Annotated in this window: 21 protein-coding genes and 2 tRNA genes; 13 read left to right on the forward strand and 10 right to left on the reverse strand. The window is 59.9% G+C overall.

The window, feature by feature from the left end; translation table 11 throughout:
- A partial coding sequence (locus JQ46_RS02285) for an IS256-like element IS1249 family transposase (protein WP_034985124.1) occupies positions 1-841 on the forward strand: 841 nt, incomplete at its 5' end.
- A 133-nt stretch (positions 842-974) separates the two neighbouring features.
- Here the strand turns inward: JQ46_RS02285 and JQ46_RS02290 are convergent.
- The 4 genes from JQ46_RS02290 to gyrA form a co-directional block, all read right to left on the reverse strand.
- Positions 975-1,047, reverse strand: a tRNA-Ala gene (locus JQ46_RS02290).
- Between the two features lie 66 nt (positions 1,048-1,113).
- Positions 1,114-1,190 (reverse strand) — tRNA-Ile (locus tag JQ46_RS02295).
- 104 nt (positions 1,191-1,294) lie between these two features.
- A complete protein-coding gene (locus tag JQ46_RS02300; protein WP_034985127.1) occupies positions 1,295-1,933 on the reverse strand; it encodes a DUF3566 domain-containing protein in 639 nt (212 codons plus the stop codon).
- A gap of 156 nt (positions 1,934-2,089) precedes the next feature.
- On the reverse strand, positions 2,090-4,603 hold the full coding sequence (gene gyrA / locus JQ46_RS02305) for a DNA gyrase subunit A (protein ID WP_034985129.1): 2,514 nt from the start codon (positions 4,601-4,603) through the stop codon (positions 2,090-2,092).
- A gap of 283 nt (positions 4,604-4,886) precedes the next feature.
- Between gyrA and JQ46_RS02310 the strand changes: the two genes are divergently transcribed.
- From JQ46_RS02310 to JQ46_RS02325, 4 genes are all read left to right on the forward strand, one after another.
- A complete protein-coding gene (locus tag JQ46_RS02310) occupies positions 4,887-6,833 on the forward strand; it encodes an alkaline phosphatase family protein (protein ID WP_034985130.1) in 1,947 nt (648 codons plus the stop codon).
- Between the two features lie 40 nt (positions 6,834-6,873).
- Positions 6,874-8,133, forward strand: coding sequence for an EfeM/EfeO family lipoprotein (locus JQ46_RS02315; RefSeq protein WP_034985132.1), 1,260 nt, complete (start codon positions 6,874-6,876; stop codon positions 8,131-8,133).
- Positions 8,133-9,431: an iron uptake transporter deferrochelatase/peroxidase subunit gene (efeB, locus tag JQ46_RS02320; RefSeq protein WP_272944691.1), complete on the forward strand. Its 1,299-nt coding sequence runs from the start codon at positions 8,133-8,135 to the stop codon at positions 9,429-9,431. The genes JQ46_RS02315 and efeB overlap by 1 nt, the downstream gene beginning before the upstream one ends.
- A gap of 200 nt (positions 9,432-9,631) precedes the next feature.
- Positions 9,632-10,348, forward strand: a complete 717-nt coding sequence (locus JQ46_RS02325; protein WP_034985134.1) for a hypothetical protein — start codon at positions 9,632-9,634, stop codon at positions 10,346-10,348.
- Between the two features lie 189 nt (positions 10,349-10,537).
- Here the strand turns inward: JQ46_RS02325 and JQ46_RS02330 are convergent, their stop codons facing one another.
- From JQ46_RS02330 to dnaA, 6 genes are all read right to left on the reverse strand, one after another.
- Entirely contained in the window at positions 10,538-11,539 is a 1,002-nt protein-coding gene (locus JQ46_RS02330) for an alpha/beta fold hydrolase (RefSeq protein WP_034985136.1), read from the reverse strand.
- 9 nt (positions 11,540-11,548) lie between these two features.
- The gene (gyrB, locus tag JQ46_RS02335; RefSeq protein ID WP_034985138.1) at positions 11,549-13,573 is read right to left on the reverse strand and encodes a DNA topoisomerase (ATP-hydrolyzing) subunit B; all 2,025 of its coding nucleotides are present in this window, start codon (positions 13,571-13,573) and stop codon (positions 11,549-11,551) included.
- Between the two features lie 110 nt (positions 13,574-13,683).
- Complete coding sequence (locus tag JQ46_RS02340) at positions 13,684-14,211, reverse strand: DUF721 domain-containing protein (protein ID WP_237744679.1); 528 nt, start codon at positions 14,209-14,211, stop codon at positions 13,684-13,686.
- The gene (gene recF, locus JQ46_RS02345) at positions 14,201-15,550 is read right to left on the reverse strand and encodes a DNA replication/repair protein RecF (RefSeq protein WP_080719479.1); all 1,350 of its coding nucleotides are present in this window, start codon (positions 15,548-15,550) and stop codon (positions 14,201-14,203) included. The genes JQ46_RS02340 and recF overlap by 11 nt, the downstream gene beginning before the upstream one ends.
- A gap of 47 nt (positions 15,551-15,597) precedes the next feature.
- Positions 15,598-16,782, reverse strand: coding sequence for a DNA polymerase III subunit beta (gene dnaN / locus JQ46_RS02350; protein ID WP_034985185.1), 1,185 nt, complete (start codon positions 16,780-16,782; stop codon positions 15,598-15,600).
- Between the two features lie 608 nt (positions 16,783-17,390).
- Positions 17,391-19,142, reverse strand: coding sequence for a chromosomal replication initiator protein DnaA (dnaA, locus tag JQ46_RS02355; RefSeq protein ID WP_034985142.1), 1,752 nt, complete (start codon positions 19,140-19,142; stop codon positions 17,391-17,393).
- Between the two features lie 705 nt (positions 19,143-19,847).
- Here dnaA and rpmH point away from each other — a divergent pair.
- The 8 genes from rpmH to JQ46_RS02390 all read left to right on the forward strand — a co-directional run bounded on the left by rpmH (position 19,848) and on the right by JQ46_RS02390 (position 25,999).
- Positions 19,848-19,991 carry a 50S ribosomal protein L34 gene (gene rpmH, locus JQ46_RS02360; protein ID WP_005292556.1) on the forward strand — a complete coding sequence of 48 codons (144 nt, stop codon included), beginning with the start codon at positions 19,848-19,850 and terminating at the stop codon, positions 19,989-19,991.
- 84 nt (positions 19,992-20,075) lie between these two features.
- Positions 20,076-20,465: a ribonuclease P protein component gene (gene rnpA / locus JQ46_RS02365; RefSeq protein WP_034985144.1), complete on the forward strand. Its 390-nt coding sequence runs from the start codon at positions 20,076-20,078 to the stop codon at positions 20,463-20,465.
- A gap of 109 nt (positions 20,466-20,574) precedes the next feature.
- Positions 20,575-20,817: a membrane protein insertion efficiency factor YidD gene (gene yidD, locus JQ46_RS10920; RefSeq protein WP_080719480.1), complete on the forward strand. Its 243-nt coding sequence runs from the start codon at positions 20,575-20,577 to the stop codon at positions 20,815-20,817.
- 87 nt (positions 20,818-20,904) lie between these two features.
- Positions 20,905-21,879, forward strand: a complete 975-nt coding sequence (yidC, locus tag JQ46_RS02370; RefSeq protein ID WP_034985146.1) for a membrane protein insertase YidC — start codon at positions 20,905-20,907, stop codon at positions 21,877-21,879.
- A 197-nt stretch (positions 21,880-22,076) separates the two neighbouring features.
- Complete coding sequence (gene rsmG, locus JQ46_RS02375) at positions 22,077-22,745, forward strand: 16S rRNA (guanine(527)-N(7))-methyltransferase RsmG (RefSeq protein ID WP_034985148.1); 669 nt, start codon at positions 22,077-22,079, stop codon at positions 22,743-22,745.
- A 97-nt stretch (positions 22,746-22,842) separates the two neighbouring features.
- A complete protein-coding gene (locus JQ46_RS02380) occupies positions 22,843-23,781 on the forward strand; it encodes a ParA family protein (RefSeq protein ID WP_034985150.1) in 939 nt (312 codons plus the stop codon).
- 260 nt (positions 23,782-24,041) lie between these two features.
- Complete coding sequence (locus tag JQ46_RS02385; RefSeq protein WP_034985151.1) at positions 24,042-25,319, forward strand: ParB/RepB/Spo0J family partition protein; 1,278 nt, start codon at positions 24,042-24,044, stop codon at positions 25,317-25,319.
- A 98-nt stretch (positions 25,320-25,417) separates the two neighbouring features.
- Positions 25,418-25,999, forward strand: coding sequence for a nitroreductase family protein (locus tag JQ46_RS02390; RefSeq protein ID WP_034985152.1), 582 nt, complete (start codon positions 25,418-25,420; stop codon positions 25,997-25,999).
- Positions 26,000-26,154 lie beyond the last annotated feature (155 nt).

Below are 26,154 nucleotides of genomic sequence, written 5' to 3' on the forward strand. Positions count from 1 at the left end.
CTGCCTGATCGTCGCGGCGACCATCGACCACGTGATCGCCTGGCACTGGTGCAAACACGAAACCACCCGCGACTACCAACTGCTGCTTGAACGCATCGAAGCCCCACTCATCGCCGTCATCGACGGCGGCCAAGGCGCATACAGCGCAATCAAAAAGTGCTGGCCGACTACGAAAATTCAACGCTGCCTCGTCCACGCCCAACGCGTGGTCCGCCGCTACACCACCACCAACCCACGCACCGATGCCGGGCGCACCATCTACCGACTTGCGCTGAAACTGACCCGGATCACCACACTGGATGAAGCCGCCGCGTGGGGTGTGCAACTGCACGAGTTTTCAACGATCTACCGGGAATGGATGAACGAGAAAACCATGATCAAAGACCCCAAAACAGGTGCATGGACCCGCGTGTGGACCCACCACAACGTGCGCAAGGCCTACAACAGCCTCAACCATCTTTGGCGGTCCGAGATGCTGTTTGTCTACCTCAACCCGCCAGCAGGAGTCCTTGCGCCCGAGCGGATCAAATCCACCACCAACAGCTTAGAAGGCGGCATCAACGCCCAGCTCAAACTGCTCGCCAGAACCCACCGCGGCAGATCAGGCGAACGACAACGCCGCATGCTGGATTGGTGGCTCTACTTAAAAACGGAACTGCCTGACGATCCAGTACGAATCGCCAGGCAGTCCGACTGGGGCCAGGGCCAACTCGCCAAAGTATCCACCCTGACCCAAACCGAGAACCAAGCCGACCACGAAACAGGACGCCCAGCCCTCTACGACAACGCTATCGACACCGACTACACCCACTCAATCGGCATTCAAAAAGGCCAAATCTAACCCCCGCGACACGCCGAGCCAGACACACATTTTGACCCTTAACCCGCTGAGAGCAAGAAGGAAAAGCCGAACAAGCAAAAATGAAGGCCTCCCCCGGTTTACTTTCCGGGAGGGCCTTCACCTTATTTAGTTGTGGAGCATAGGAGAATCGAACTCCTGACCTTCTGCTTGCAAAGCAGATGCTCTACCAATTGAGCTAATGCCCCTTGACTATCGAACCAAGCTTCCGAAACTATATCAGACGCTTTGATCTCTAGCGAAGAGTGTTCGATTGGTGGGCCTAGGAGGACTTGAACCTCCGACCTCTTCGTTATCAGCGAAGCGCTCTAACCGCCTGAGCTATAGGCCCTCGAACGAGTAGAAACATTACCCACCAATCCAGCCAATCACCAAATCGCCTGGTCAGTAGCGGTTTTTATAGCTGGAAAGTGGGCGTCAAAAAGAACCAAAGAGCTAGCGATCCAGCTGGATGCGCAGACCGCCGAGAATGCTCGACGAGGCGTTGTAGATCAGCGCGGCGACGGGCGCCAGAAGAGTGAAGAGCACGACCTCGAAAAGACCAATGGCCACAACAGCACCGAAGTACATGCCGGCGGACATGCCAGAGGAATCCGTCAGGTCACCGATCAGCGAATCCAGACGGTCCCACGTGCCCGCAGCGCCGAGAACGATGTAGATCAACGCCATAGCCACAAACCACACCGCAAACAGCGCCAGGTTGAAGATGAGCGCCATCTTCAGGGCACTGATCGGCTCGATGTACGTGATCGTGCGCTGCACGCCCCGCTTGGCCGGGTTGCCGGGCTTGCTGGGCTTGTTGTCGCGCTGGGCGGACTGAGCGGGCTGGGCAGGCTGGGTAGCCGCGTTGGTCTCTGGCGCTTTCTGGTCGGCGTTCACGGTAGCCTTCTGCCCGGCCTCCTCGGCGGCCTTATCACCAGTTTTCACGGTGGTCTGGTTCTTCGCGGCAGCCTGATCCTGCACCGGCGCCTTGGCCTGCTCCGCCGGAGCGTTCTTAGCGTTCTCCGCCGTTGCCTTCGCGTTTTTGGCCTTCTTCGCGTTCTTCGCGTTCGGCGGGGGCGTTTTGTGCGTCATCGCATCTCCGTACTTGTTCGTACTCTTCAGTACTCGTTCGTGCTCGGTTGTGCTCTTTTGTGCCTTTACGACAGTAGCCTAGCGGTATCGACCGCCAGGCTACTTCGGTTCAAGGCTTATCCTGCAGGCCTACCCGGGCTGCCCCGGTTGCTCGGACTACTCGGATTCCGTCTCCGCCTTCGCGGTGGCCTCAGCAGACTCCTCTGCTTCTTCCTCCACGTTGCGGTCCACGGCAACCAACTCGTTGCCCTTGGCCAGGTCCACCAGGCGCACGCCCATGGTTGCGCGACCGCTGTGGCGGATCTGGCTGACCTCAGTGCGAATCACGCCGCCGTTGGAGGTCATAGCCAGGATTTCGTCATCATCGTTGACCGTCAGCGCACCGATCAGCTTGCCGCGCTTCTTGTCATACTTAAACGCAACCACGCCCAGGCCGCCACGGCCCTTCGTCGGGTATTCCTCCATCGGCGTGCGCTTGCCGTAGCCGCCAGAGGTAGCCACGAACAGTGAAGAATCCTCAGCCACGACCGTCAGCGCCAGCAGCTGGTCCTCCTCGCGGAAGCGCATGCCCTTCACACCGGCGGTAGCGCGGCCCATCGGGCGCAGCGTCTCATCGTCAGCGGTGAAGCGCATGGCCTGGCCTTCTTCGGAAACCAGCAGCAGATCGTCCTCGGCGGTGCACAGCTGCGCACCAACCAGGCGATCGCCCTCGTTCAAGTTGATGGCAATCAGGCCGCCAGAACGGGCAGTGTCGTAGTCCGTCAGGCGGGACTTCTTCACCCGGCCATGTGCGGTAGCCAACACCAGGTACGGGGCATCCTCGTAGGACTGGATCTGGATAACCTGGGCGATCTGCTCGCCCGGCTGGAACTCCAGCAGGTTAGCCACGTGCTGGCCGCGAGCCGTACGGGTGGCCTCCGGCAGCTCGAAGGCGCGCAGGCGGTACACGCGGCCGAAGTTGGTGAAGAAAAGGATCGTGTCGTGCGTCGAGCAAACGAAGAAGTGGCGTACCACGTCGTCCTGCTTCAACTCGGCACCGCGCACGCCCTTGCCGCCGCGACGCTGGCTACGGTAGCTATCCACCTTCGTGCGCTTCGCGTAGCCGGTGGACGTGATGGTCACAACCACGTTCTCGCGGGCAATCAGGTCTTCCTCGGACACGTCGCCGGAAGCGGCGATGATCTGCGTGCGGCGCTCGTCGCCGTACTTATCCACGATCTCGGCCAGCTCGGTACGGACGATGTCGCGCTGGCGCTGTGGGGATTCCAGGATCGCCTTCAGGTCGGCGATGGTCTCCTCCAGCTCCGCCAACTCGTCGATAATCTTCTGGCGCTCCATCGCGGCCAGGCGGCGTAGCTGCATAGCCAGAATGTGGTCGGCCTGCACCTCGTCGACATCCAGCAGGTCGATCAGGCCGGTGCGGGCCTCGTCCACCGTCGGGGAGCGACGGATCAGGGCGATGACCTCGTCCAGCATGTCCAGAGCCTTCACCAGGCCACGCAGGATGTGGGCGCGCTTCTCGGCCTCGTCTAGGCGGAACTGGGTGCGGCGCACGATCACGTCGATCTGGTGGTCCACGTAGTGGCGCAGCATCTGGTCCAGGCGCAGGGTACGCGGCACGCCGTCCACGATGGACAGCATGTTGGAGCCGAAGCTGGTCTGCAGCTGGGAGTGCTTGTACAGGTTGTTCAGCACCACGCGCGGCACAGCGTCGCGCTTCAGAGTGATGACGATGCGCATGCCCACGCGGTCGGAGGACTCATCGTCAATCTTGGAGATGCCGGCGATCTTGCCGTCGCGGATTTGCTCCGCGATCGAGGCCACCAGGTTGTCCGGGTTCACCTGGTAGGGCAGCTCGGTGATGATGATGACCTGGCGGTTGCCCTCTTCCTCGATGCTGGTCACGCCACGCATGCGGATGGAGCCACGGCCGGTGCGGTAGGTGTCCTGGATACCCTTGTCGCCGACGATCAGCCCAGCGGTCGGGAAGTCCGGTCCCTTCACCCGCTCCATGCAGGCCTCCAGCGCGTCGGCCTCCTCTGCGTCCGGGTTGTCGAGCAGCCAGTAAATGGCTTCCGCCAGCTCGTTCAGGTTGTGCGGCGGGATGTTCGTGGCCATGCCCACGGCAATGCCGCCGGAGCCGTTCATCAGCAGGTTCGGCACGCGGGACGGCAGCACTGTCGGCTCGGTGGTCTTGCCGTCGTAGTTGGGCTGGAACTCGACGGTGTTCTCGCGGATGTCGCGCACCATCTCCATCGCCAGGGGCGTCATGCGGCACTCGGTGTAACGCATGGCGGCCGCGCCGTCGTTACCGCGGGAACCGAAGTTGCCCTGGCCGTCGACCAGCGGATAGCGCATAGACCACGGCTGGGCCAGGCGCACGAGGGTATCGTAGATCGCGATATCGCCGTGCGGGTGGTAGTTACCCATCGTGTCAGCGACGGGCTTTGCGGACTTCACGTAGCTGCGCTCGGGGCGGTAGCCGTTGTCGAACATCGCGTAGAGGATGCGTCGGTGCACGGGCTTCAGACCGTCACGGACTTCGGGCAGGGCGCGTCCGACGATCACGCTCATGGCGTAATCGATGTAGCTGGACTTCATTTCCTCCTGCAGATCGATCGGTGTGACTCGATCAAAGAGGTTGTCGCTACCGTTGTTGTCGTCGCTCACTGTTTTGAGAAGCCTTTCTGTTTAGCCTTCAGACCTATCCATTCTACCCCCTTGTTGTGGGTTTCCTGCGCTTTGGAGGCTTTGTGACGCCACCTTTCCCGCCCCATTAAGTGAATTCGAGATGTTGCACAGGTAAATAACCGCTGAACTCATGCGGATGCGCCCTCTTCGCCCTGCGAGGTCACAGAACCAGGAGTTAGATCAGAAGTGTTCAAACACTGACCCTATTGCAGCCATAGCCGACTAGTGGCTATGACCGCTATCGCAAGAGGAAGCCCAAAAAATGAACTCTCCCAAGCCCTTTACCGCCCTGCGCAAAGTAGCGTCGATGGCCGCCTCCAGTGCCCTGCTGGTCGCCGCAGCCACCGGCGGCATGGGTGTTGCCGCCGCCGACGATGCTCAGGCCAAGCCGAAGACTCCCATCGAGCACGTCGTCGTCATCTACAGCGAGAACATCTCCTTCGACCACTACTTCGCCACCTACCCCAAGGCCGCGAACAAGGACGGCGAGAAGCTGCAGTCCAACGACCAGGATGCGCCGAAGTTTAAGGCAAAGAAGGGCACCCCGAAGGTCAACAACCTGGCTAGCGAGGATCTGCTGGGTAAGAACAACCCCAACTCCGTCAAGCCTTTCCGCCTGGGCCCGGACCAGGCCGTCACCGTAGACCAGAACCACGAGTACTCCGCGCTGCAGGAGGCTTTTAACGGCGGCAAGATGGACAAGTTCCCGGAGACTGTCTCCACCGACGTGGATAAGGAAAACGAGGGTCTGTACGCCCGCCCGGGTATGACCATGGGCTACTACGACGGCAACACCGTCACGGGTCTGTGGAACTACGCGCAGCATTACGCCATGAACGACAACAGCTACTCCACCATCTTCGGCCCGTCGACCCCCGGCGCGCTGAACCTGGTGGGAGCTACCGTCGCCGGCGCCACCATCCACGATCCGTCGAACGGCGAGCAGGTGAAGATCACACCGGGTGAGTCCGACGAGTTCGCCGGAGTATCCAAGGACGGCAAGACCGTCACCGTCGTGGGCGACCCGGATCCGCTGTACGACGACTGCTCCAACAGCTCCTCCTCCAAGACCGACGAGGTGGCTGCGCTACACAACAAGAACATCGGCGACCAGCTGAATGAGAAAGACATCACCTGGGGCTGGTTCCAGGGCGGCTTCCGCCCGACGGAGAAGGCTACGGACGATGCCCGCGCTCGTTGCGGTGCCACGCACAAGACCCTGACCGGCCAGGAGAAGACGGACTACAACCCGCACCACCAGCCTTTCCAATACTTCGCATCCACCGCCAACCCACACCACCTGGAGCCCAGCAGCCCGGACATGATCGGCAAGTCCGACCAGGCCAACCACCAGTACGACCTGCAGGATTTCGATACCGCCCTGGAGAACAACAACCTTCCGGCCGTGAGCTACCTGAAGGCCTCCAACTACCAGGACGGCCACGCGGGCTACTCCAACCCGCTGGACGAGCAGGCCTTCATGACCCACTACATCAACGAGATCCAGAACTCTGATCAGTGGGGTTCCACCGCCATCGTCATCGCCTACGACGATTCCGACGGCTGGTACGACCACCGTGCCCCGAAGGTTCTGAATGGCTCCAACGACACGACCAAGCTGGAGGAAACCGGTAAGCCGATCGATTCCAAGATCTGCACCGACGCTGCCAAGAAGGTCGGCGTGGCCGATGACGAGGACGGCCAGTGCGGCCCGGGCACCCGCCAGCCCATGCTGGTTATTTCGCCGTACTCCAAGGTCAACCACGTGGATAACACCTACACCGAGCAGACCTCGGTGACGAAGTTCATCCAGGACAACTGGGAGCTGGGCCGCCTCGGCGAGCACAGCTTCGATAACCGCGCGGGCAAGCTGGACAACATGTTCGACTTCGACAACGCCAGCGCGGAGAAGCTGTTCCTCAACGAGACCGACGGCACCGTGGCCAAGGACTACGACTCCATCGAGCGGGTGGATGACAGCGACCGCGCGGGCGAGAAGCTGAAGGACGTCGCCGAGGGCATGAACGACCCGAAGGTCACGGAGAAGGACGTGCAGAACGTCGCAGCCTCTAACGGCAAGAACAACGCAGCCGGCGAGTCCGACGACTCCAACCACCTGGGCGCCTGGCTGGGCATGGGCGCGGTGGCCGTAATCGTGTTGGGCTTCCTCACCTGGATCTCCAACCGCAAGGGCGGATCCGAGAGCTAGAACTAATAGGCGCCATTATTAGCCACCATCGGTACCAGCCATGACCTCCCCTGAATCATCGGATCAACCCCGCCCGCGGCGGCAGCCCGCCCGGGTTGTCGCAGCCCTCGCCGTGGCCTCTGTCTCGGCGAGCGCATTGCTGCTATCCGGCTGCTCTAGCGAGAATAGCGACAACGGCACTGGCGGCAACGGCACAAACGCTGCCGATGGTTCCGGCGATACCGACGTTTACGCTGACGCCGACATTCACATCAAGAGCCGCCGCGCCTGCCCCTCCCCCGGCGATCTGCGCGGCGACCTCAACCACATCCGAGTGACCAACACCGCGGACGCCTCCACCACGGTTTACGTCGCCGACCAGGAGGGTTTCGCCTACCAGACTCTAGAGCGCGTCGGCAGTTCCGCCACCCGCTCCTGGTCCGTGAAGCTGACCGACGGCACATACCACCTGACCTGCGTCTTCCAGGGTAAAAAGGCGATCTCTAGCGACGAGTTTAAGGTCACCGATTCTTCTCTTCGTGACGCCCCCAGGATGAAACCGATCACGGACAAAGAGGTCACGGACGTATCCATCGCTCACGCGCGTGCACAAAAACCCCAGGTGCGCGAGTGGGTTTCCAAGGACGATGCGCTGTTGCGTGCCGTGCGTTCCGGCGACCGCACAGCTGCCAAAGAAGCCTGGAAGACGGCTTACTTGGCCTACCGCAGGCTAGATGATTCGAACCACGAGTGGCCGGGGCCGGTGGATGAAATCGCGGACTTCGGTACCAGTTCGAAGGCCAACGGCAATCAGGCCAAGGATCTTTCGGGCTACCACCGGCTGGAGTGGGGACTGTGGCACGGCGAGTCCATGGGCGATCTGCTCGACCCAGCCGAGAATCTGAACGAAAATGTCCACGAAGTGGCGGACGGCATCGAGCATTTTGCGATCTTCGCACCCAATTATGGCCTGCGAACACACGAGGTCACCGAGGAGGTCGAGCGCTTCGACCTCAAGAGCCATAACGACTTCGGCGCCCACATCACGGGCAGCGCGGTGCGGGCCGCACTCTACTCCACCCGCTCTACCCTCGATCCTCTGCGCGACCTGGTGGAAGACCGCGGGGCGGATCTGCGCGAACTCGACAAGCAGCTGGATCGAACGGACGCGGTAGCCAAGAAAATGGCGGCTAAATACGACGGTAAAAAGCCCTTCACCGCGTGGGAACAGGCCGATCAGCGAGAGCTGGGAGCGGCCATTGGGAAGCTGAACGAGCTGCTTGCCCCGCTGGCGACGATGACTGTGATCAGGAGGATGTAGTGAACTGTCCTTTTCATTCCCGTGCCACCACAGACGACCACGGCGAGCAGGAGAACCGCCCCGGAGGCGCCCGGGTTTCGAGGCGCACCATGCTCGGCGGAATGCTGGGGCTGGCTGGAGCGGGTGGCGTCACTACCCTTGCAAAAACCGGCGCCACCGCCGAAGAAAACGACGGCAGCGACGAGCTACCCGACTATCCATTTGAGGGCAAACACCAGCAGGGCGTGATTACGCCACCGCAAAAAGAACTGATCATCTGCGGTTTGGACGTGCTGGTTAAAAAGCGCGAGGAGCTAAAGGAGTTGCTGCAGACAATCACCGAACGGGCGCGCGTGCTGACCACCGGGGGTCCGGCGGCACCCGATGGGATTGCGTATCCGGCGACGGATTCCGGGGAGCTGGGCGAGGACGTGCCGGTGGACGGGCTGACGATCACGCTAGGGGCGGGCGCAACGCTGTTCGACGATCGCTTCGGGTTGAAGGCTAAGAAGCCAAAGCACCTCAAGACCATGAAGGCCTTCGCGGATGATTCGCTGGATCCCGCGCAGTGCCATGGCGACCTGGCGCTGCAGATCTGCGCGCACAACCGGGATACGGCGATGCACGCTCTGCGCGATATTCTGCGGCACACGCGCGGGGCGATGGCGGTGCGGTGGCGCCAATCCGGTTACCAGAACCCGCCCCGGCCGAGTGGCACACAGCGCAACCACCTGGGATTTAAGGATGGAATCGTTAATCCCACGCCCGAGCAGCACGACGAGCTGGTGTGGGCCGGTGGCGACGAGCCGAAGTGGGCAGCGGGCGGTAGCTATATGGCCGTGCGGCTGATCGTAATGCTGACGGAGTTCTGGGATCGCATCTCTATCGCGGAGCAGGAGCAGATCTTTGGCCGCGAACGCTTCAGCGGCGGGCCGCTTTCCGGCGGCGACGAGTGGGAGGCGCCGGACTATCTGGATGACCCCACAGGGGATGTGATTCCGGTGGATGCGCACATCCGCTTGGCGAACCCGCGGACCGAGGAAACGGCGGACCAGTTGATGCTGCGGCGCGCCTATAACTACGACAATGGTGTGCTGGACAACGGCACCTTGGACGTGGGTTTGGTGTTCGTGTGCTTCCAGCAGGATCTGCAGCGACAGTTTATTACCGTGCAGAAGCGGCTAGAGGGCGAGCCGCTGGCTGACTACATCAGGCCGTACGGCGGTGGGTATTTCTACGTATTTCCCGGGGTGTCCGGGAAAGATGACTTCCTGGGTAAGGGACTTTTCGTTCCCCCATACGTGGGTAGATCAAAGTGACTGGTGTGAAAAGCTGCGTATATGTGCAATCTCGCGCTGACCAGTCAATTTAAAGAATCTACTTGAAGAAACCGTCTGATCAGGGGTTTTTGTAATTTCTAGCACTGAAAAATCCCAGGGCGAAAGTTACTTTAAAAATGTCCGACGTTTCACCCAGAAGCCAAACGGTTTGGCTACACACGCAAACACAGGAGAAAGACATGAAGCTGTCCAAGAAGATCACCGCTACCGCCGCTGCTACCGCTCTGGCCTCCGCAGCCCTGCTGACCCCGGTTGCTAGCGCTGAGGAAGACGGCGCCACCCCAGCTCCGGAGGCTCCGGCTGCAGAGAACGAGAACACCCAGCCCGAGGACAACGGCGCTGACGAAGAGCAGCCGGGCGAAGGCGAGGACGAGGGCGCCGAGTCCGGCGACGACCAGCCGGGCGAAGGCGAGGGCGACGAGAACGGCGCCGAGGACGGCCAGACCGGCTCCTCCAACATGAGCAAGGAAAACAAGATCGCTGCTGGCATCGGTGGCACCATCGTTGGCCTGGGTGTTCTGGGTGCAGTCCTGGGCAACGCCGGCGACAAGGGCGAGGAGGCTCCGGCCGAGGATGAGGCTGAGGCTCCGAAGGATGGCGAGAAGGAAGAGGCTCCGGCTGAGGGCGAGGGTAAGCCTGAGGCACCGGCTGCCGACGAAGAGGCTCCGGCTAAGGAGGACATCGAGGCTCCGGCAGAAGACGCTGAGGCTCCGGCAGAGGGCGAGGCTGAGGCACCGGTCGCAGAGGCTCCGGCAGAAGACGCTGAGGCTCCGGCAGAGCGCAACGTTCAGCTGGCTAACACCGGCGTTAAGCCGGAGATCTCCATCCTGGCTGGCCTGGCTCTGATCTCCATGGTCGCTGGCGCTTGGATGATGTTCGCTCGCCGCCAGGCATAACTCACGCTTCCATAGCGTAATCACGCAAAAGGCGGACCACGCCTTCCGTTTAACCCACTAACCCGCGGCTCCTTCTCACTTTGGAAGGTCCGCGGGTTTCTTCATGCGTTCCCACGCGGCCAGGCTCTGAGCACGCTCCAGACTCTCTCAGAGCCGCCTTGAGCGCGGGACCGAGCGCCGAGAGCGCCGCTAGTCGGCCATCTCCCGCCAGAACTCCTCCAGCCGATCGGACACCAGCTCCGGCTCCCGCGCCCAACGGTTGTGCCCCAGCTGCGAATCGAGCTCCTCTACCTGCACCACGTCGGCGGGCAACTCCGACCCCAGGTTCTCCGCGGAAGCAATGGGGCAGTCCTCGTCGTTCGCGCAGCGCGTCAGCAGCACTGGGGTGCGCACGGACTTCTTCGCCTCTTCGTAGTCCATGTCCTGGTCCGCCAGCTTGTGCAGGCGGTTTGTTTGCCCATAACGGAACCACTCACGCAGCTGCGTGCCCGATTGGCGCCCATAACCCGCCAGATCCAGCACGCCCGCGGGCTGGTAACCAAACAGCAGGATATTCAGCATGATCTGGTAGGTACCGAAGCGCAGGCGCGTACGCTGCTTACCCTCAAACCCTTTGTAATACGGGGTGCCGGAACCCACGCCCATCATCCCCTGAATGCCCAGCTCTTCAGCCTCGGGTCGCGCAAGGAAGAGCGCACCGATCTGTCCGCCCATCGAGTGGCAAAGCATTAACGTGGGGTGATTTTTATTGACGCCCAGCGCCTCCTTCGCAGCCCGGATCGTTCGCGGATAATCCTCAGAGGCCAGGTGGTGGTAGCCCCACTGGTGCTTGCGTGTGGCTACAGCCGTGGAACTACCTTGACCACGCAGCTCGCCGGTAACCACCGGGTATCCGCGGTCGGCTAACTCCCAGGCGATCGGGTCGTAGTAGCGGGCACCCATTCCAAAGCCCGGCCAGACCACGACCAGGGGGCGGGCACGATCCCACGCGGCATCCGCTGGGCTGTTCGCTGGGTTCGCAGTACTGCCGGAGGTGGTGGCGTCAGTACCTTCCTCCCCCACCTTCGCCGTGCCGGGCAGGAACAGGCGAACCTGCGACGTGGTGCCGTCGACCATCTCAACCGGCAGCAGGGTCGGCTCCCGGCGCGGCTGCGTACGAGTGGTTTTCGCTTGGTGTTTCGAATCGCTCACAACACTCGATTAAACATCAAGGAAGCGCACGTCGCGCGCGTTTTTGGTAATGAAGCTGCGGCGGGCTACAACGTCGTCGCCCATCAGCACGCTGAAGATCTCGTCGGCGGCCGCGGCATCCTCCAGGTCCACGCGACGCAGGGTGCGCACCGTCGGGTCCATGGTGGTTTCCCACAGCTCCTTAGCGTTCATCTCACCCAGACCCTTGTAGCGCTGGATGCCGTCGTCCTTGTTGATCTTCCGGCCCTGCGCCAGGCCTTCCTCGAGCTGCTCGTCACGCTCGCGGTCGCTGAAGGCAAAGCCCGGCTCGCCCTTGGCCCACTTCAGCTTGTACAGCGGCGGCTGGGCCAGGTACACGTAGCCCTCCTCCACCAGCGGACGCATGAAGCGGAACAGCAGAGTAAGCAGCAGCGTGGCAATGTGCTGGCCATCCACGTCGGCGTCAGCCATCAGCACGATCTTGTGGTAACGCAGCTTCTTGATGTCGAACTCGTCGTGGATACCGGTACCAAGGGCCGTAATAATGGCCTGGACCTCGTTGTTCTTCAGCACCTTATCCATGCGTGCTTTCTCCACGTTCAGGATCTTGCCGCGCAGCGGCAGGATGGCCTGGTACATGGAATCGCGACCAGACTTCGCGGAGCCACCTGCGGAATCACCCTCCACGATGTACAGCTCGCTGAGCTTCGGATCGCGGGAACGGCAATCGGCCAGCTTGCCCGGCAGGCCGCCGATGTCGGAAGCGGACTTGCGGCGCACCATGTCGCGGGCCTTGCGGGCGGCGTCGCGGGCGTGGGCGGAAGCCACTGCCTTGTCCACGATGGCCTTCGCCTCCGCCGGGTTGGCATCCAGCCAATCCGCGAGGTGCTCGTTCACGGCCCTTTGCACGAAGCCCTTGATCTCGGTGTTGCCGAGCTTCGTCTTCGTCTGGCCCTCGAACTGCGGGTCGCCGACGCGCACGGAGATAACTGCCGCGAGGCCTTCGCGCACATCGTCACCGCTGAGCTTTGGATCCTTGGCCTTCACCAGTTTGTGCTCGCGGGCGTAGCGGTTCATCAGGGAGGTCAGCGCCGCGCGGAAGCCTTCCTCGTGCGTACCACCCTCGATGGTGTTGATGGTGTTGGCGAAGGTGTGGACGGACTGGCTAAAGCCGCTGTTCCACTGCAGCGCAACCTCTACCTCGTGGTCTTCCTCGGCCACGTCGAAGGAGATGATGGTCGGGTGGATCGCGGTGCGCTTGCGGTTGATGTAGGCAACGTAGTCCTTTAGGCCCTCCGGGTAGTGGAAGACGCGGGTGCGCGGGCCCTTCTTCTGTTCTGCCTCGGCAGCCTTTTCCTCGGCGGACTTCGGTGCGGCCGCATCCTCCGCTGCGGTCTCCAGCTCTTCATCGTCCTCGAGGTGCTCGCGCTCGTCGACGAGCTTGATGGTTAGCCCCTTGTTCAGGAAGGCCATCTCCTGCAGGCGCTTCGCCACGGTGTCGAAGTTGAACTCGACGGTCTCGAAGACCTCCGGATCCGGCCAGAAGCGCTGCTTCGTGCCGGTGCCCCGGGTTTTCTTCACCTGCTGCAGATCTTCGGGCACAGCCTGGTTGAAGTTTTGACGCCACAGGTATCCGTCGCGCTTAATCTCAGTCTCCATGCGGGTAGACAGGGCGTTGACCACCGAGATACCCACACCGTGCAGACCACCGGAAACGGCATAGGAGTCCGAATCGAACTTGCCGCCCGCGTGCAGCTGCGTCATAACAACCTGCACGGTCGGCGGGCCGGTCGGGTGATCCTCCACTGGGATACCACGGCCATCGTCGATGACCTCCACGCCACCGTCGGCCAGCAGCGTTACGCTGACCTCCTTGGCATAACCCGCCATGGCCTCGTCAACCGAGTTGTCCACAACCTCCCACACCAGGTGGTGCAGGCCGCGCTCACCGGTGGAACCGATGTACATACCGGGGCGCTTGCGAACGGCCTCCAAGCCTTCGAGGATCGTAATTGAACTCGCGCCGTAGTCGCTCTGCTTCTGTGGTTCAGCCACGGTGGGTCAAACTCCTTTTCTCGCGCGTAAATAACCACCCCATTCTAGCGCGTCGCGGGCCTAAAGGTGCCATTGGACAGGCCGTTTGAGCTATTTGAGCCGTGTTTAGATCATCCGAAGTCGTCTCGCGGCCCGCGCCCTTGCACGCTCAGCTTGCCGTATTTCGGCCGCCGGATGTTGGGACCCTGGATCCGCAATTGGGCTACCACGTCCTCGCCCGCACGCTTGGCGATGGCCTGCAGGATCACGGTCTGCATGTAGCGCAGCTGAGTGGTCCACGGGGTGGAATCGCACTCAATCACCAGGATCTGCGTTTCCTCCTCGTAGCGCACCGGGCGAGTGTGTTCGGCGATCTTGTCACCCACCAGCTCCGGCCAGGCGTTCATGATCCGCGCAACGCTCACCCGCTGCTGCCAGCCCTGCCGCTTGATCTCGCGCCCAATGAGCGCACCGAAACGCTTCGGCTCCCGGTAACTGCGATCCAGCCGCCCATCCATGCGGGTTTTGTACCTGGTCGCCTTGCGGTACGTTGCCTTCTTGTTCTTTTTTGGTGACGCCACCAGCGGCAACTCAGCTTGCGGGGAACCACCGGCCTTCTTCATGGCAGCGAGAGCTTGGGCTACTGGGTCAGTCGCCATCGGCCTCGCCATCCTTCATACTGCGATCCGCCGCGCTAGCTGCTGCATTTGCTGCTGCATCTTCCGGGGCACTAGTTGGAGTACCCGCTGGAGTATCAGCTAGGACATTAGCCGCGGGAGTCTTGAGTTCATCAATAGTGTAGATCTTCGCCACATTCCGCAGGGCTTCTGGAATGTCCTCATCCACCGCGGCCGTGATGAGGACCTGCTCGGCGCTGGAGATGAGGTCGACGAGGTGGTGGCGTCGAGAAGAATCGAGCTCCGCGAAAACATCATCGAGGATCACGACGGGCTCGACCCCGTCCCCGCGCTGCATAAAAAACGCAGCGAGCCGCAGCGAAAGAGCAAAGGACCAGGATTCACCGTGCGAGGCGTAACCCTTGGCTGGCTGGTGGCCGAGGATCAAGTTCACATCGTCGCGGTGGGGGCCAAGCAGTGTGGTGCCACGCTCGACCTCCTGGGGTCGCTTGGTGGCGAAGGCCTGCAGCAGCGTGGCTTCGGCGATCTCCGGGCTCAGCAGTGCCGTAGGCTGATCCGGCTCGCTCACGCCCAGGCGAATGCCCAGGTCAGCGAGCTCCTCATCGATGGTGGACGTGTAAGACATGTGCGCGGGGCGCGACTGCGGAGCCAGCGATTGGTAGGTCTGCTGCAGGTGCGGGGCGAGGTCGTGGACGATCTGCACCCGCGCGGACATGATCTGCCCACCCAGCGCGGCCAACTGGCTATCCCACACGTCCAGGGTGGCCAGGGCGGATTCCGCATCAGCCTTGATGTCCTCCGAGAGGTTGTGGCTGGCTCCCTTCGGAGCGCCCACCACTAGCCGCAGAGCGAATGCTGACTGCCGCAGCAGGGCATTCCGCTGGCGCAGCGCCTTGTCGTAATCCGCCTTCACCGCAGCTAGGCGCGGGTATCGGGCGATCATGATCGTATCCAGAAAATGGCGGCGCTGCTCGGGTTCGCCGCGGATGAGCGCCAGATCCTCCGGGGAGAACAATGTAGTCCGCACAACCCCCAGCAGATCCCGCTGAGAGTTCATGGCAGCACGGTTTATGTGCGCGCGATTCGAGCCTCGGGCGCGGATAGCTAGGTGAGCGGTGAGCTCGCGGCCATTGTTCACGGCAGTGGCGGAAATGTTGGCGATGTCTTCCCCACGCCGCACCAGGGCGGCATCGCTGTTGACGCGGTGCGAGCTTAGGTGGGCTAGGTAACCGAGTGCCTCAACGATATTGGTTTTCCCGTGGCCATTGGGGCCGGAGAAGATCGTGATGCCAGGGCTGAGTTGCAGGTCGAGTTCCTCCCACGACCTGTAATTACTCAGACGAAGATTGGAGACATACACGGTTAGCTAGAAATCTACCCCCAAAATCAACCTTGGCCTAGCCCGGATTAGCCCGGCAGGCGTACTGGCATCAGCAGGTAGGTGAAGTCCGTCTCCGGGGTTGCGAAGTTACCCTCTGCATCTGCCTCGGGCAGCTCGCCCGGATCCGGCAGCAGGATCGCGGGGCGGGAGGCCATGGTGAAGCCGAAGACCACGCGCGGGGTGTGGATGGCCGCCAGGCCTTCCTTCAGGTAGCTGGGGTTAAACGCAATGACCAGCGGCTCGCCGGCGAAAGCGCAGTCCAGGGTTTCCGTAGCCGAACCGACATCGCTGCCACCTGCGGAAAGGGTGACGGTGTTGTCCTTGAAGTCCATCCGGATCTGGGAGTTCCGCTCGGCGACGATGGAGACGCGCTTGATGGCCTCCTGCAGCGGGGCGATCTCGACGCTGGCCAGGGCGGTGTGCGTCTTTGGCAGCAGTGGACGGAACTTTGGGAATTCTGCGTCGAGCAGGCGCGTGGTGGTGTGCCGCGATTCGGTGGAAATACCCAGCAGGCCATCGGCGCCGATGTCCTCGCCACTACCTACTGCGATCTCGATGGGGTCGGTGTTGTTCGGATCCATGGAGCGCGCGGTATCCGCCAGGGTGCGGGCCGGGATCAGCAGCTTCGCCTGCGCGTCGGCCTGCGCCGGGTTCCACTGGAAGCTGCGGACGGCCAGGCGGAAGCGGTCGGTGGCGACCATAATGACATTCTCGCCGTCGATTTCCACGTGCACGCCGGTGAGCATCGGCAGGGTGTCGTCGCGGCCAGCCGCCACAGCGACCTGCGAGATGGATTCCGCAAAGAGGTTCGGATCGATAGTGCCGGTGACCTCGGGCAGCTCCGGCAGAACCGGGTAATCCTCGATGGTCATTGCGGGCAGCTCGAACTTGGACTTGCCAGTCTTGAGGGTCACGGTGGTGCCGTCGAACTCAATGTTGATCGGCTTGTTTGGCAGAGAGCCGACAATGTCGGAGGCCAGCTTGCCTGCTACCAGGATCTTGCCGGGCTCGTTGACCTCAGCATTAATACGCACGCGAGTGGAGACCTCGCGGTCGAATCCAGAAAGTTCCAACCCTTCGTCGTCGGCGACAATCATCACGCCGCGCAGGATGGGCTGGGTTGGCTTGCTAGGCAGGGAGCGGGCTACCCAACCGAGTGCGGATGCGAAGTCATCCTTGGGAACAATGAAACTCACTGTTTGGCTATCCATGCTCAATCTAACTTCCGTGCTCTCGTCGCTCTCGTGGTTATCGAGGTTCTCGGGGGTCTGGCGGTCCTCGAGGTTCGTCTGATCAAGATTAACCCACAAGCTCTATTTCTGTTTATTCCCTTTTATTTAGAGAGATAGCAGTCGTAGTAGGTGTTGTGGATGCTGTGCACAAACCCTAATCGATGCACGTCGCACCGTGGGTTCGCGTGTTGATGATTCGGTGGACAAGTTGTGAATAAGAGTTCTTGACTGTGGATAACTTCGGCGGGTCGTAAGTTGTACACATCTTGTCCACTGCTGTTTACCCAGTTTAGGCGCAGTTTTCCCCAGGGGACGGGGTGCTGTTTTGTGACGCAGCTAACTTTTCATCCTTCGTGGCGTATCCGGAGACCGCCAAAACCGCTACCCCTTGAATTACAAGTTTGAAATTACACCTGTGGAAAACCCTGTGGAATTGTGGATAACTCAGTTGAATCCTGGTCTAGTAAAGGTCAGACCCTCGTGAGTTATCCACAGCGAGCCTGGGGATAATTCGTCGAATCTGGGGAAAACTGTGGGAAACTCACGTCTCCCACTGTCGCCGGGGGTGGTGCTAGTGGTCGGCGGAGCTAATCCCGGGCATGGGACTTGATCTTTTGTGTTAGTTCCTGCACCTGATCGAAGACCTTCTTATTCTCCGACAGGGATTCCCGCACGCGCCGCTCCGCGTACATCACCGTGGTGTGGTCGCGGCCGCCGAATGCGCTTCCCAGCTTCGGCAGGGATAGATCCGTTAGCTCGCGGCACAGATACATGGCGATCTGCCGAGCCTGCACAAACTTCTTGGCTCTACCCTTCCCCACCAGTTCGTCCGTGGTCAGGTTGAAGTAATTTGCTACTACCTCGATGACGTGCTGCGGCACGATCTCTACGTCCTGGTCCGCCGGCGAAATATCCCGCAGCGCAATCTCGGCCGTCTCTACCGTTAAAGGTTCGTGGCTCAGCGCGCAGTAGGCCGTCACGCGGATCAACGCACCGTCGAGCTCGCGGATGGACTTCTCGTAGCGGCTGGCAATCAGCACCTTCACGTCCTCCGGCAACTGCACATTGTCGGATTCGGCCTTCTTCGTCAGAATCGCAATGCGCGTCTCCAGGTCCGGAGTCTGCACATCCGTAATCAGGCCGCCCTCGAAGCGCGTGCGCAGGCGGTCTTCCAGGGTGGTCAGCTGCCGGGGAGGCCGGTCGGAACTCAAGACGATCTGCTTATTCGCCTGGTGCAGGGCGTTGAACGTGTGGAAGAACTCCTCCTGCGTGGATTCCTTGTTCTGCAGGAACTGAATATCGTCCACGATCAGCATGTCCAGGTTGCGGTAACGCCGCTTGAAGGATTCGCGGGTGTCGTTGGCGATCGAGTTAATGAAGTCGTTCGTCAGCTCTTCCGAACTCACATACTTCACCCGCATATTCGGCTGCAGTTCTTTGGCGTAATGGCCAATGGCGTGCAGCAGGTGGGTCTTGCCCAGGCCCGATTCGCCCCAAATGAACAGGGGGTTATAGGCCTTCGCCGGTGCCTCGGCAACAGCTCGACAGGCCGCGGCGGCGAAGTTATTGGAGGAACCGACCACGAAGTTCTCGAACGTGTAGTTCTTGTTCAGCAGCGACTCGCCGTCGAGGCCATCGTTGAAGCTCGAAGACGGCTGCGGCGAATGGGTGTGCGGCGGTGTGTGCCGCGGGGCCGGACGGTGCGCGGTCTCCTTGTTCGTCCAGCGCGTGGGCGTCGGAGACGGGTTCGGGTCGATACGATTCTCCGACGCTGCGTATTGCCCGGCGAGTTCGTCGGCGTCATGCTCCCGACGCCGCGCAGCTTCCTCAGCAGTCTCGGCCGCACCGCCAGCCCCAGCCTGCGCCGTACCGTCCCTCTGCTCGGCCCGGTTGACCAGCTCTTCTACCTGCGACATTGAAAGATCGTCTGCGGTCGCCACCGACCCTTTTTGTGACGCCCCTTCGTGGGTATCGCCAGCGGCATCAGCATCGGTGCGATTGTCATCGGCTGCCTCGGCGCGATCCTCAGGTTCCCCGTTAATGCTGGTGATGGCGAGGCTAACGGAAAGATCCAGCCGCGTCTTGAGCACGTGCTTGATGGGGTCGATGAGGTCTTGTTCGATCGACTCTTTGGTCCACTTGTTCGGGGTCTCCAGCACCACAATGCGCCCCATGAGTCCCACCGGCCTGACTTTGCGCAGCAGGGAACGCTGCTTGGGGGAGATCGTCGGCAGATCCGGATCGGGATTAGCCGACGAGCTATCGGCAAGCCAATCGTGCATGATGGCATCCCACATGTCTGGGAAATGTTCCTCGATGGAGAAGTTCGAGTTGCTCATGGGACTCCAGGGTTGGTCGGGGGTGGCCGAAAGGTTAACGGGGGTTAAACCATGGGTGGTTTAGCGGGCCGCGCTGTTTGGCAGTTGTTCACGGCCCAGTGCACAGTGCGAAACGCCGGTTGTCCTGCGTTTCCACACGGTTATACACACCTGTGGATAACTTCTTTTCACATGTTATCCCCAAGGTACAGCGCTCTTGTGGATAACTCTAATTAAATTGTGAAAACGCGCGTGACCTGCATGTATAGGGTGTAAAGTAAAGGTTTAATGTTTGGGGGTGGAGGAGTTTTCCACAAGGCCCAACGATATTTGACGTAGTCCGTTTCCACCTCTAAGCCCCGTTGTTCACACCCAAGCCCCTCTGAAGAATTCCGTTGCTAAAGAGCGCTTATATGCACATTGAGGTGGCATTTTTCGCTATATCTGCCGTGGGGGCTCGCTAAAATTTGGATAACTTCCGTCACAGCACGTATCCTTGACTCGTCTATGGCAACCCACGTACGACAGCAGGTCACCACGCTGTCTATCGGGTGCCACCGGTACTGGCTCTTAAGTCCTCCCGGACTTTGCCGGTGCAACTGTCCACTTAAATTTGTGGGCGCGCCGCTGGCTTAAGCGTTGATCCCAGCCCTCGTAGGGGCTGGGTGTCTGTTGTGGCTGCAGGTGGCTCGTCCGCTGCTAGCGAAAGTTAAGGAGTGAAGTACCGTGGCCAAGGGCAAGCGTACTTTCCAGCCCAACAACCGTCGTCGTGCACGCGTGCACGGTTTCCGTACCCGCATGCGTACCCGCGCCGGCCGTGCCATCGTTTCCGCACGCCGCAACAAGGGCCGCAAGTCCCTGACCGCCTAAATTAGGCACAGACGTTCGCTCCACCCCAATACTCTTGGGGTGGATTGTCGTAGGGGCGTCAATAAATAAGAAAGAGCCACCACAGTGCTAGCTCCCCAGCACCGGCTTCGGTCGACCGCCTTGTTCGGGCAGACGATACGGAATGGTCGGAAGAAGGGAAGCCGCACTGTGGTGGCTCACATTTTGGTGAGCTGCGGTCGGGCTGAAGAGCTCCCGCTGCCGCTGCAAGAGGGGGCGACTGCTGGTCCGCGTTTGGGGCTCGTGGTTTCCAAGGCGGTCGGAAACGCTGTGACCAGGCATAATACCTCGCGGAAGCTTCGTCATGCCTTCCGCACCGTGATGGAGGAAGGTAGCCTGGACTTCCCTGCTGGCACCACGGTAGTGCTCCGCGCGTTGCCTAAGAGTGCCACCGCAAGTTTCGAGGAGTTGGTCGGCGATGTGCGCAGCTGCATCCGACGAGCCCTCCCCAACTAGCGAGCCTTTCCTCGCTGGCGAGCCCTCCCCCAATAGTGATGTGGCCGCCAACAGTGACGGTCGCTATGGTCGGCCCGATGGTGACAGTCGGCTGGGGATTGGGGCCCGAATGGCTCGCCGATTGATCCTTGGTTACCAAAGTTATGTGTCACCCCTTAAAATGGGGCCAACATGCCGTTTTGATCCTACGTGCAGCAACTACGCCTTAACCGCTATAGGCCGCCACGGTCTGGTTAAGGGGTCGCTTCTCGCGTTGGGTCGTCTGGCCCGCTGTGGGCCATGGCATCCGGGAGGTTGGGATCCTGTCCCGCCTCGTCGTCCCCTGTGCTCGTGGGGCAAGCGACGCCGCTAACTGCGTTTTTTCGTTGGACGCCGACTAACGGTGGCGCCGACCCTACGGGCCTTAATAGATCAACTACAGGAGAAACCTCGAGTCGCCATGGATTTTATTTATTATCCAGTGTCCGGCGTTTTGTGGTTCTGGCATAAGCTGTTCAGCTACGTCCTGAGCCCAGATTCGGGCATCACTTGGGCGCTGGCAATCATGTTCCTCGTGTTCACCATTCGTATTCTCTTGGTGAAGCCGATGGCCAATCAGCTGCGTTCCAGCCGCAAGATGCAAGAAATGCAGCCAAAGATGCAGGAGCTGCAGCGCAAGTACAAGAACGACCGCCAGACCCTGGCGATCGAGATGCGCAAGCTGCAGAAGGAGATGGGCGTAAACCCGTTGGCTTCTTGCCTGCCAATGCTGGTGCAGATGCCAATCTTCCTGGGTCTGTTCCACGTGCTTCGTTCCTTCAACCGTACGGGAACCGGTGTGGGTCAGCTGGGGATGACGGTTGAGGAGACTCGTAATACCCCGAACTACTTCTTCGGCGTGGACGAGGTCCAGTCCTTCCTGGACGCTCGTATCTTCGGTACCCCGCTGTCCGGCTTCATCTCCATGGATCCGAACAACTACCGTGCGTTCTCTGCGGACGGTCACGTGGACTTCACCCGAACCAACATCATCATGGTTGTTGTGCCGCTGATGTTGCTGGCTTCCGTGCTGATGCACTTCTCTGCCCGCATGTCTATGGATCGCGCTGCCAAGCGTCGCGCAGAGAATCCGATCAAGGCGAACGATCCTAAGGCCATGCAGTCTCAGATGCAGATGGACATGATGCAGAAGCTGATGCTCTGGGTCATGCCGGTTCTGTACCTGATGGGTGGTTTCGCTTGGCAGGTAGGGCTCGCCCTGTACATGGCTACGAACATGACTTGGTCCTACCTACAGCAGTACTTCCTCTACAAGAAGATGGATGCTGAGGAGGAAGCGGAGAAGGAAGCTATCGCCGCCTCCAAGCGCACTTCTGCCCCGAAGGTCGGTGTCCGTCCGGATAACCCGAAGAAGAAGGGTAAGAAGCGCAAGTAACCCTTAAGCACTACGAGCCGTCACCGGAAAGGTGGCGGCTCTTTTGTTTTCCTTAGGTCTTCTGTAACAGCCATTCGCTACTACGAGGCTCGGGTGCTGCTTAGTGCCGGATGGGCTATAGAATGGGTGGAGTAATAGAAGCCGATTGTTTCACGTGAAACATTGCCCCTACCTCCCACCGTTGAAGGAGTGTCTAGATGGCGAATCGAGACGATGTAAATATACAGAGCCCGGAACTAGGTGAACCCCCAGCGGCCGCCCAGGAGGTTTTCGGGGATCGTCTACCCCTTGCCCGGGAGTATGCGGAGTTCTTGGCAACGGCTGGGATTGAAAGAGGATTGCTGGGCCCCCGCGAGGTTCCCCGTATCTGGGAGCGCCATGTTCTTAACTCCGCTGTCCTCGGGGAGGTAATTGATGAAGGTTCCCGTGTTGTGGACATTGGATCGGGTGCCGGCTTACCGGGTATCCCCTTGGCCATCGCGCGTCCGGATTTGAAGGTTCAGCTCCTGGAACCCTTGCTGCGACGTTATAACTTTCTGTCCGAGATCAACGATCGACTCGATTTGGGCTGCGAGGTCGTTCGCGGCCGCGCTGAAGAACCCGATGTGGTGAAGGCCTTGGGGGGTGCGGACGTCGCTACTTCTCGGGCTGTGGCACCGCTGGGCAAGCTCACCCGTTGGTCGCTCCCCCTAGTACGAATCGATGGAGCCATGAAGGCTCTCAAGGGAGGTTCGGTCGCAGAGGAACTCGAGCGAGACGCTAAGGAGATCACTAAGGCAGGCGGTGGCGATGGAACCATCCAGCTTGTTGGCGAGTCTAAAGTGGCTGAACCTACACACGTGATCACCATTCCGCGTATCAAGTAGGGCTCTCATTGTGGCCTCTTTGAGGCTGATCTATCCTTTACATACACCTCGATGTTTCACGTGAAACATCATCTTTCGACTTCAGGATTGGACATAGATGTCGACCTTCGACATGGATGAAACACCCATTGGGCGAGCCGCCCAGCAGGCCGCGCGTTTGAAGAACCCAAACCGGAATAAGCTGCCGCGGCCGGAGAAGTGCAGGAAGATCACCATTGCCAACCAAAAGGGTGGCGTTGGTAAAACGACCTCTACCGTGAACCTTGCTTGGTCACTCTCCCTTTTAGGCATGAAGGTGCTCGTTATTGACCTGGATCCGCAGGGTAATGCGTCGACGGCCCTCAACGCGGTGCACCATACTGGAACACCCTCGTCTTATGAGGTTCTACTGAATGAGATGACTATCGACGAAGTGATGCAGGGCAACGAAGACAATGAGAACATCTTCTGCGTTCCCGCCACTATCGATCTTGCCGGCGCTGAGATCAACTTGGTGAATGAAGTACGTCGTGAGTACCGACTTTCTTCCGCTATCAGTGACGAGTGGATCGAAGAACACGGCTTCGATTACGTCTTTATCGACTGTCCCCCATCCCTCGGGCTCCTGACGATCAATGCAATGACCGCCGTCAACGAGGTACTCATTCCGATTCAATGTGAGTATTACGCCCTTGAAGGCGTAACCCAGTTGATCGATAACATCGCCATGATTCGGGAGAACTTGAATCAGAACCTCCATATTTCGGGCGTTCTACTAACGATGTATGATGGTCGCACACGGCTGTCGCAGAACGTCAGCGACGATGTTCGTACCCACTTTGGCTCCGTGGTCTTGGATAACCATATTCCGCGTAACGTCAAGGTATCCGAGGCTCCGAGTTACAACATGACAGTGTTGCAGTACGACGGTGGCGCGCCTGGTGCGCTTGCTTACTATGACGCAGCGAAGGAGTTCGCTCAAAGAGGCGACTATCTCCCGGCGGTGGAAACTGCACCGATCGGTATTGCCCCAGAACTCCATAATCAGGGTGATTAATAGTGGGGAAGCGCAATAAAAAAGATTCCAAATTGTCAAAAAAAGAGTTAAAGAGCGCAAAAAATACCGCATCCAAGGTTTCGGGTGACAACTCGAGCCTTAATCTGGTGGATCAAGCGCCTCAAAGTCAGGAGAGTCCGTTGCCGAAGAGCAAGCCGACGGGCGCGAAGATGCCCCAGAAAACTGAAAAAGGTCTACCTTCGAATACCGGACGAGTTCTAGGGGCGACCAAGCCCAGTGGCTCATCTCGAAAGCCGCAGATGCCCTCCCCTAATGCGGTAGGCAATGCCCGCCGCGGTGGGCTTGGCCGCGGTCTTGCATCTCTTATCCCTACCGGGCCCGCTCGCCCATCCCTAGGGGACGGAGCTGCGGACATAGTACTGGGTAGCGGATCAGGCAGTAACAACGGAGCTAGGAGTTCCCATGTCGGCGCACAATCGCAAATCGGCGCAAAGGACTCTCGGGAAACAGATTCGCACAGCACCCCACATACTGACCAAGGAAAGCGACAAACGGGTCTGAGCGATTCTGATCAGTCGAATTTCGATGGCGTGAGTGCCGTTCAAGAGGGTACTTCGGGTATGGATCCGAAACGTCACAGTGACGCTTCAGGATCGGCTGCCCGGGAGTACTCCGGATTGGGAGGCGGAGTGTCTGAGGGTCGTTCCTCAGCTGCCACTGATTCGAATGTTTCACGTGAAACATCGCAAGACGATTTCGGGGCAACCTACCAAGAGCTCCCCCTCGACGCCATTCGTACAAATGCGAAGCAGCCGCGAGAGGTGTTTGACGAGGAGGCCCTCCAAGAACTCGTCCACTCCATCAAGGAGTTCGGGCTCATGCAGCCGATCGTCGTTCGTAAAGCTCCAGATGAGGATTCTACGTATGAGCTCATCATGGGCGAACGCCGTCTTCGAGCTGCGAATCGGGCCGGGTTCGAAGTAATCCCTGCAATCGTTCGGGAAACTGCTGACGATGAGATGCTCCGGGATGCGCTGCTGGAGAATATTCACCGTGTTCAGCTGAATCCACTAGAAGAAGCAGCTGCGTACCAGCAACTGATGGAGGAGTTCGGAGTAACCCAGGAGCAGCTGGCGAAGAAGATCGGGCGGTCTCGTCCGCTTATCACTAATATGATTCGCCTTCTTCAATTGCCTGTATCTGTGCAGCGGCGAGTCGGAGCCGGTGTGCTCAGTGCCGGCCACGCGCGTGCTCTACTCGGCTTGAAGAGTGGCGCGGAGGAGCAGGAGAAGCTTGCTACTCGTGTCGTAAGCGAGGGATTGAGTGTCCGCGCCACAGAAGAAGCAGTGACTCTTCTTAACCGAGGGGAAAAGGCAACTAGTGGCACAAAGCTCAGCGGTCGCACACCTCAGCAGCTGCCTGAAGATGTTTCCAACTGGATTGACAGCGCCTCTGATGCTCTGGAGACCAAGGTCAGTGTTCAGATGGGGAAGAAAAAGGGCAAGATTGTCGTTGAATTTGGTGGTCCTGAGGACTTCGACCGAATTGTCGAGCTGTTGAAGTTCAAGAAGCACTAGAACGCTTATTCTAACCACGACAAATCCCAACCTGGGGAAGACCAACTAGGCAAAGCGAACCAGCACAAAGCGAAATATAACCAAAGGAGCAGATTCTTATGTCTCTGACCGTAAGTGAAGCTATTACCTCTCGCCGAGCAACGCGCCAGTACACCGATCAGGCGATTCCCGCTGAAGTCTTGGATCGAGTGGTTCAGAATGCCCTCGAAGCCCCTAGTGCATTTAATGCGCAGATGCGTGACCTGGTAGTTGTCCAGGATGAGGCCGTTAAGCAGGCGATTTTCGACGCCTCGGGGCAACAGCAGTTCCTAGATGCGCCCGTGGTATTCGTGGTGGTCGGCCGATCCGAGGTGGTGCCGGACGATGCTGAGAAGATTCTCGGAGCAGATCTAACGGAGAAGGTTCGTGGTTTCAACGGCTCGGCATCCGCGGAGAAGCTTCGCGAAATTGGTATTCGAGATGCCATGCTGGTTGCAGGATTCCTGCTACTTGCAGCCCAGGAACAGGGTCTGGCTACCTCCCCCACCACCGGTTGGAACGAAGATGGCGTCAAGAAGGCAATTGGCCTCGAGGGGCGCGACGACCGATCAATCGCTCTCGTAGTGGCTGCGGGCTACGCCAATGAAGAACCCACTCATCCAGGCCGTGCGGCGAACCGACGAGTGAATGACCACTATTAATCGGTTGCTCTTCCACTTCTAACCCCGATGTTTCACGTGAAACATCGGGGTTTTGTGTAACGAAAAACTAGCGATTTTGCCACGGGAATGATTGGTCCCCTATAGGATTCTCGTAGAAACCAACCGCACGCAGCGGATTGCGCATTCCAGACTCG

The sequence above is a fragment of the Corynebacterium jeikeium genome, from assembly GCF_000738175.1.
Taxonomy (GTDB): domain Bacteria; phylum Actinomycetota; class Actinomycetes; order Mycobacteriales; family Mycobacteriaceae; genus Corynebacterium; species Corynebacterium jeikeium_C.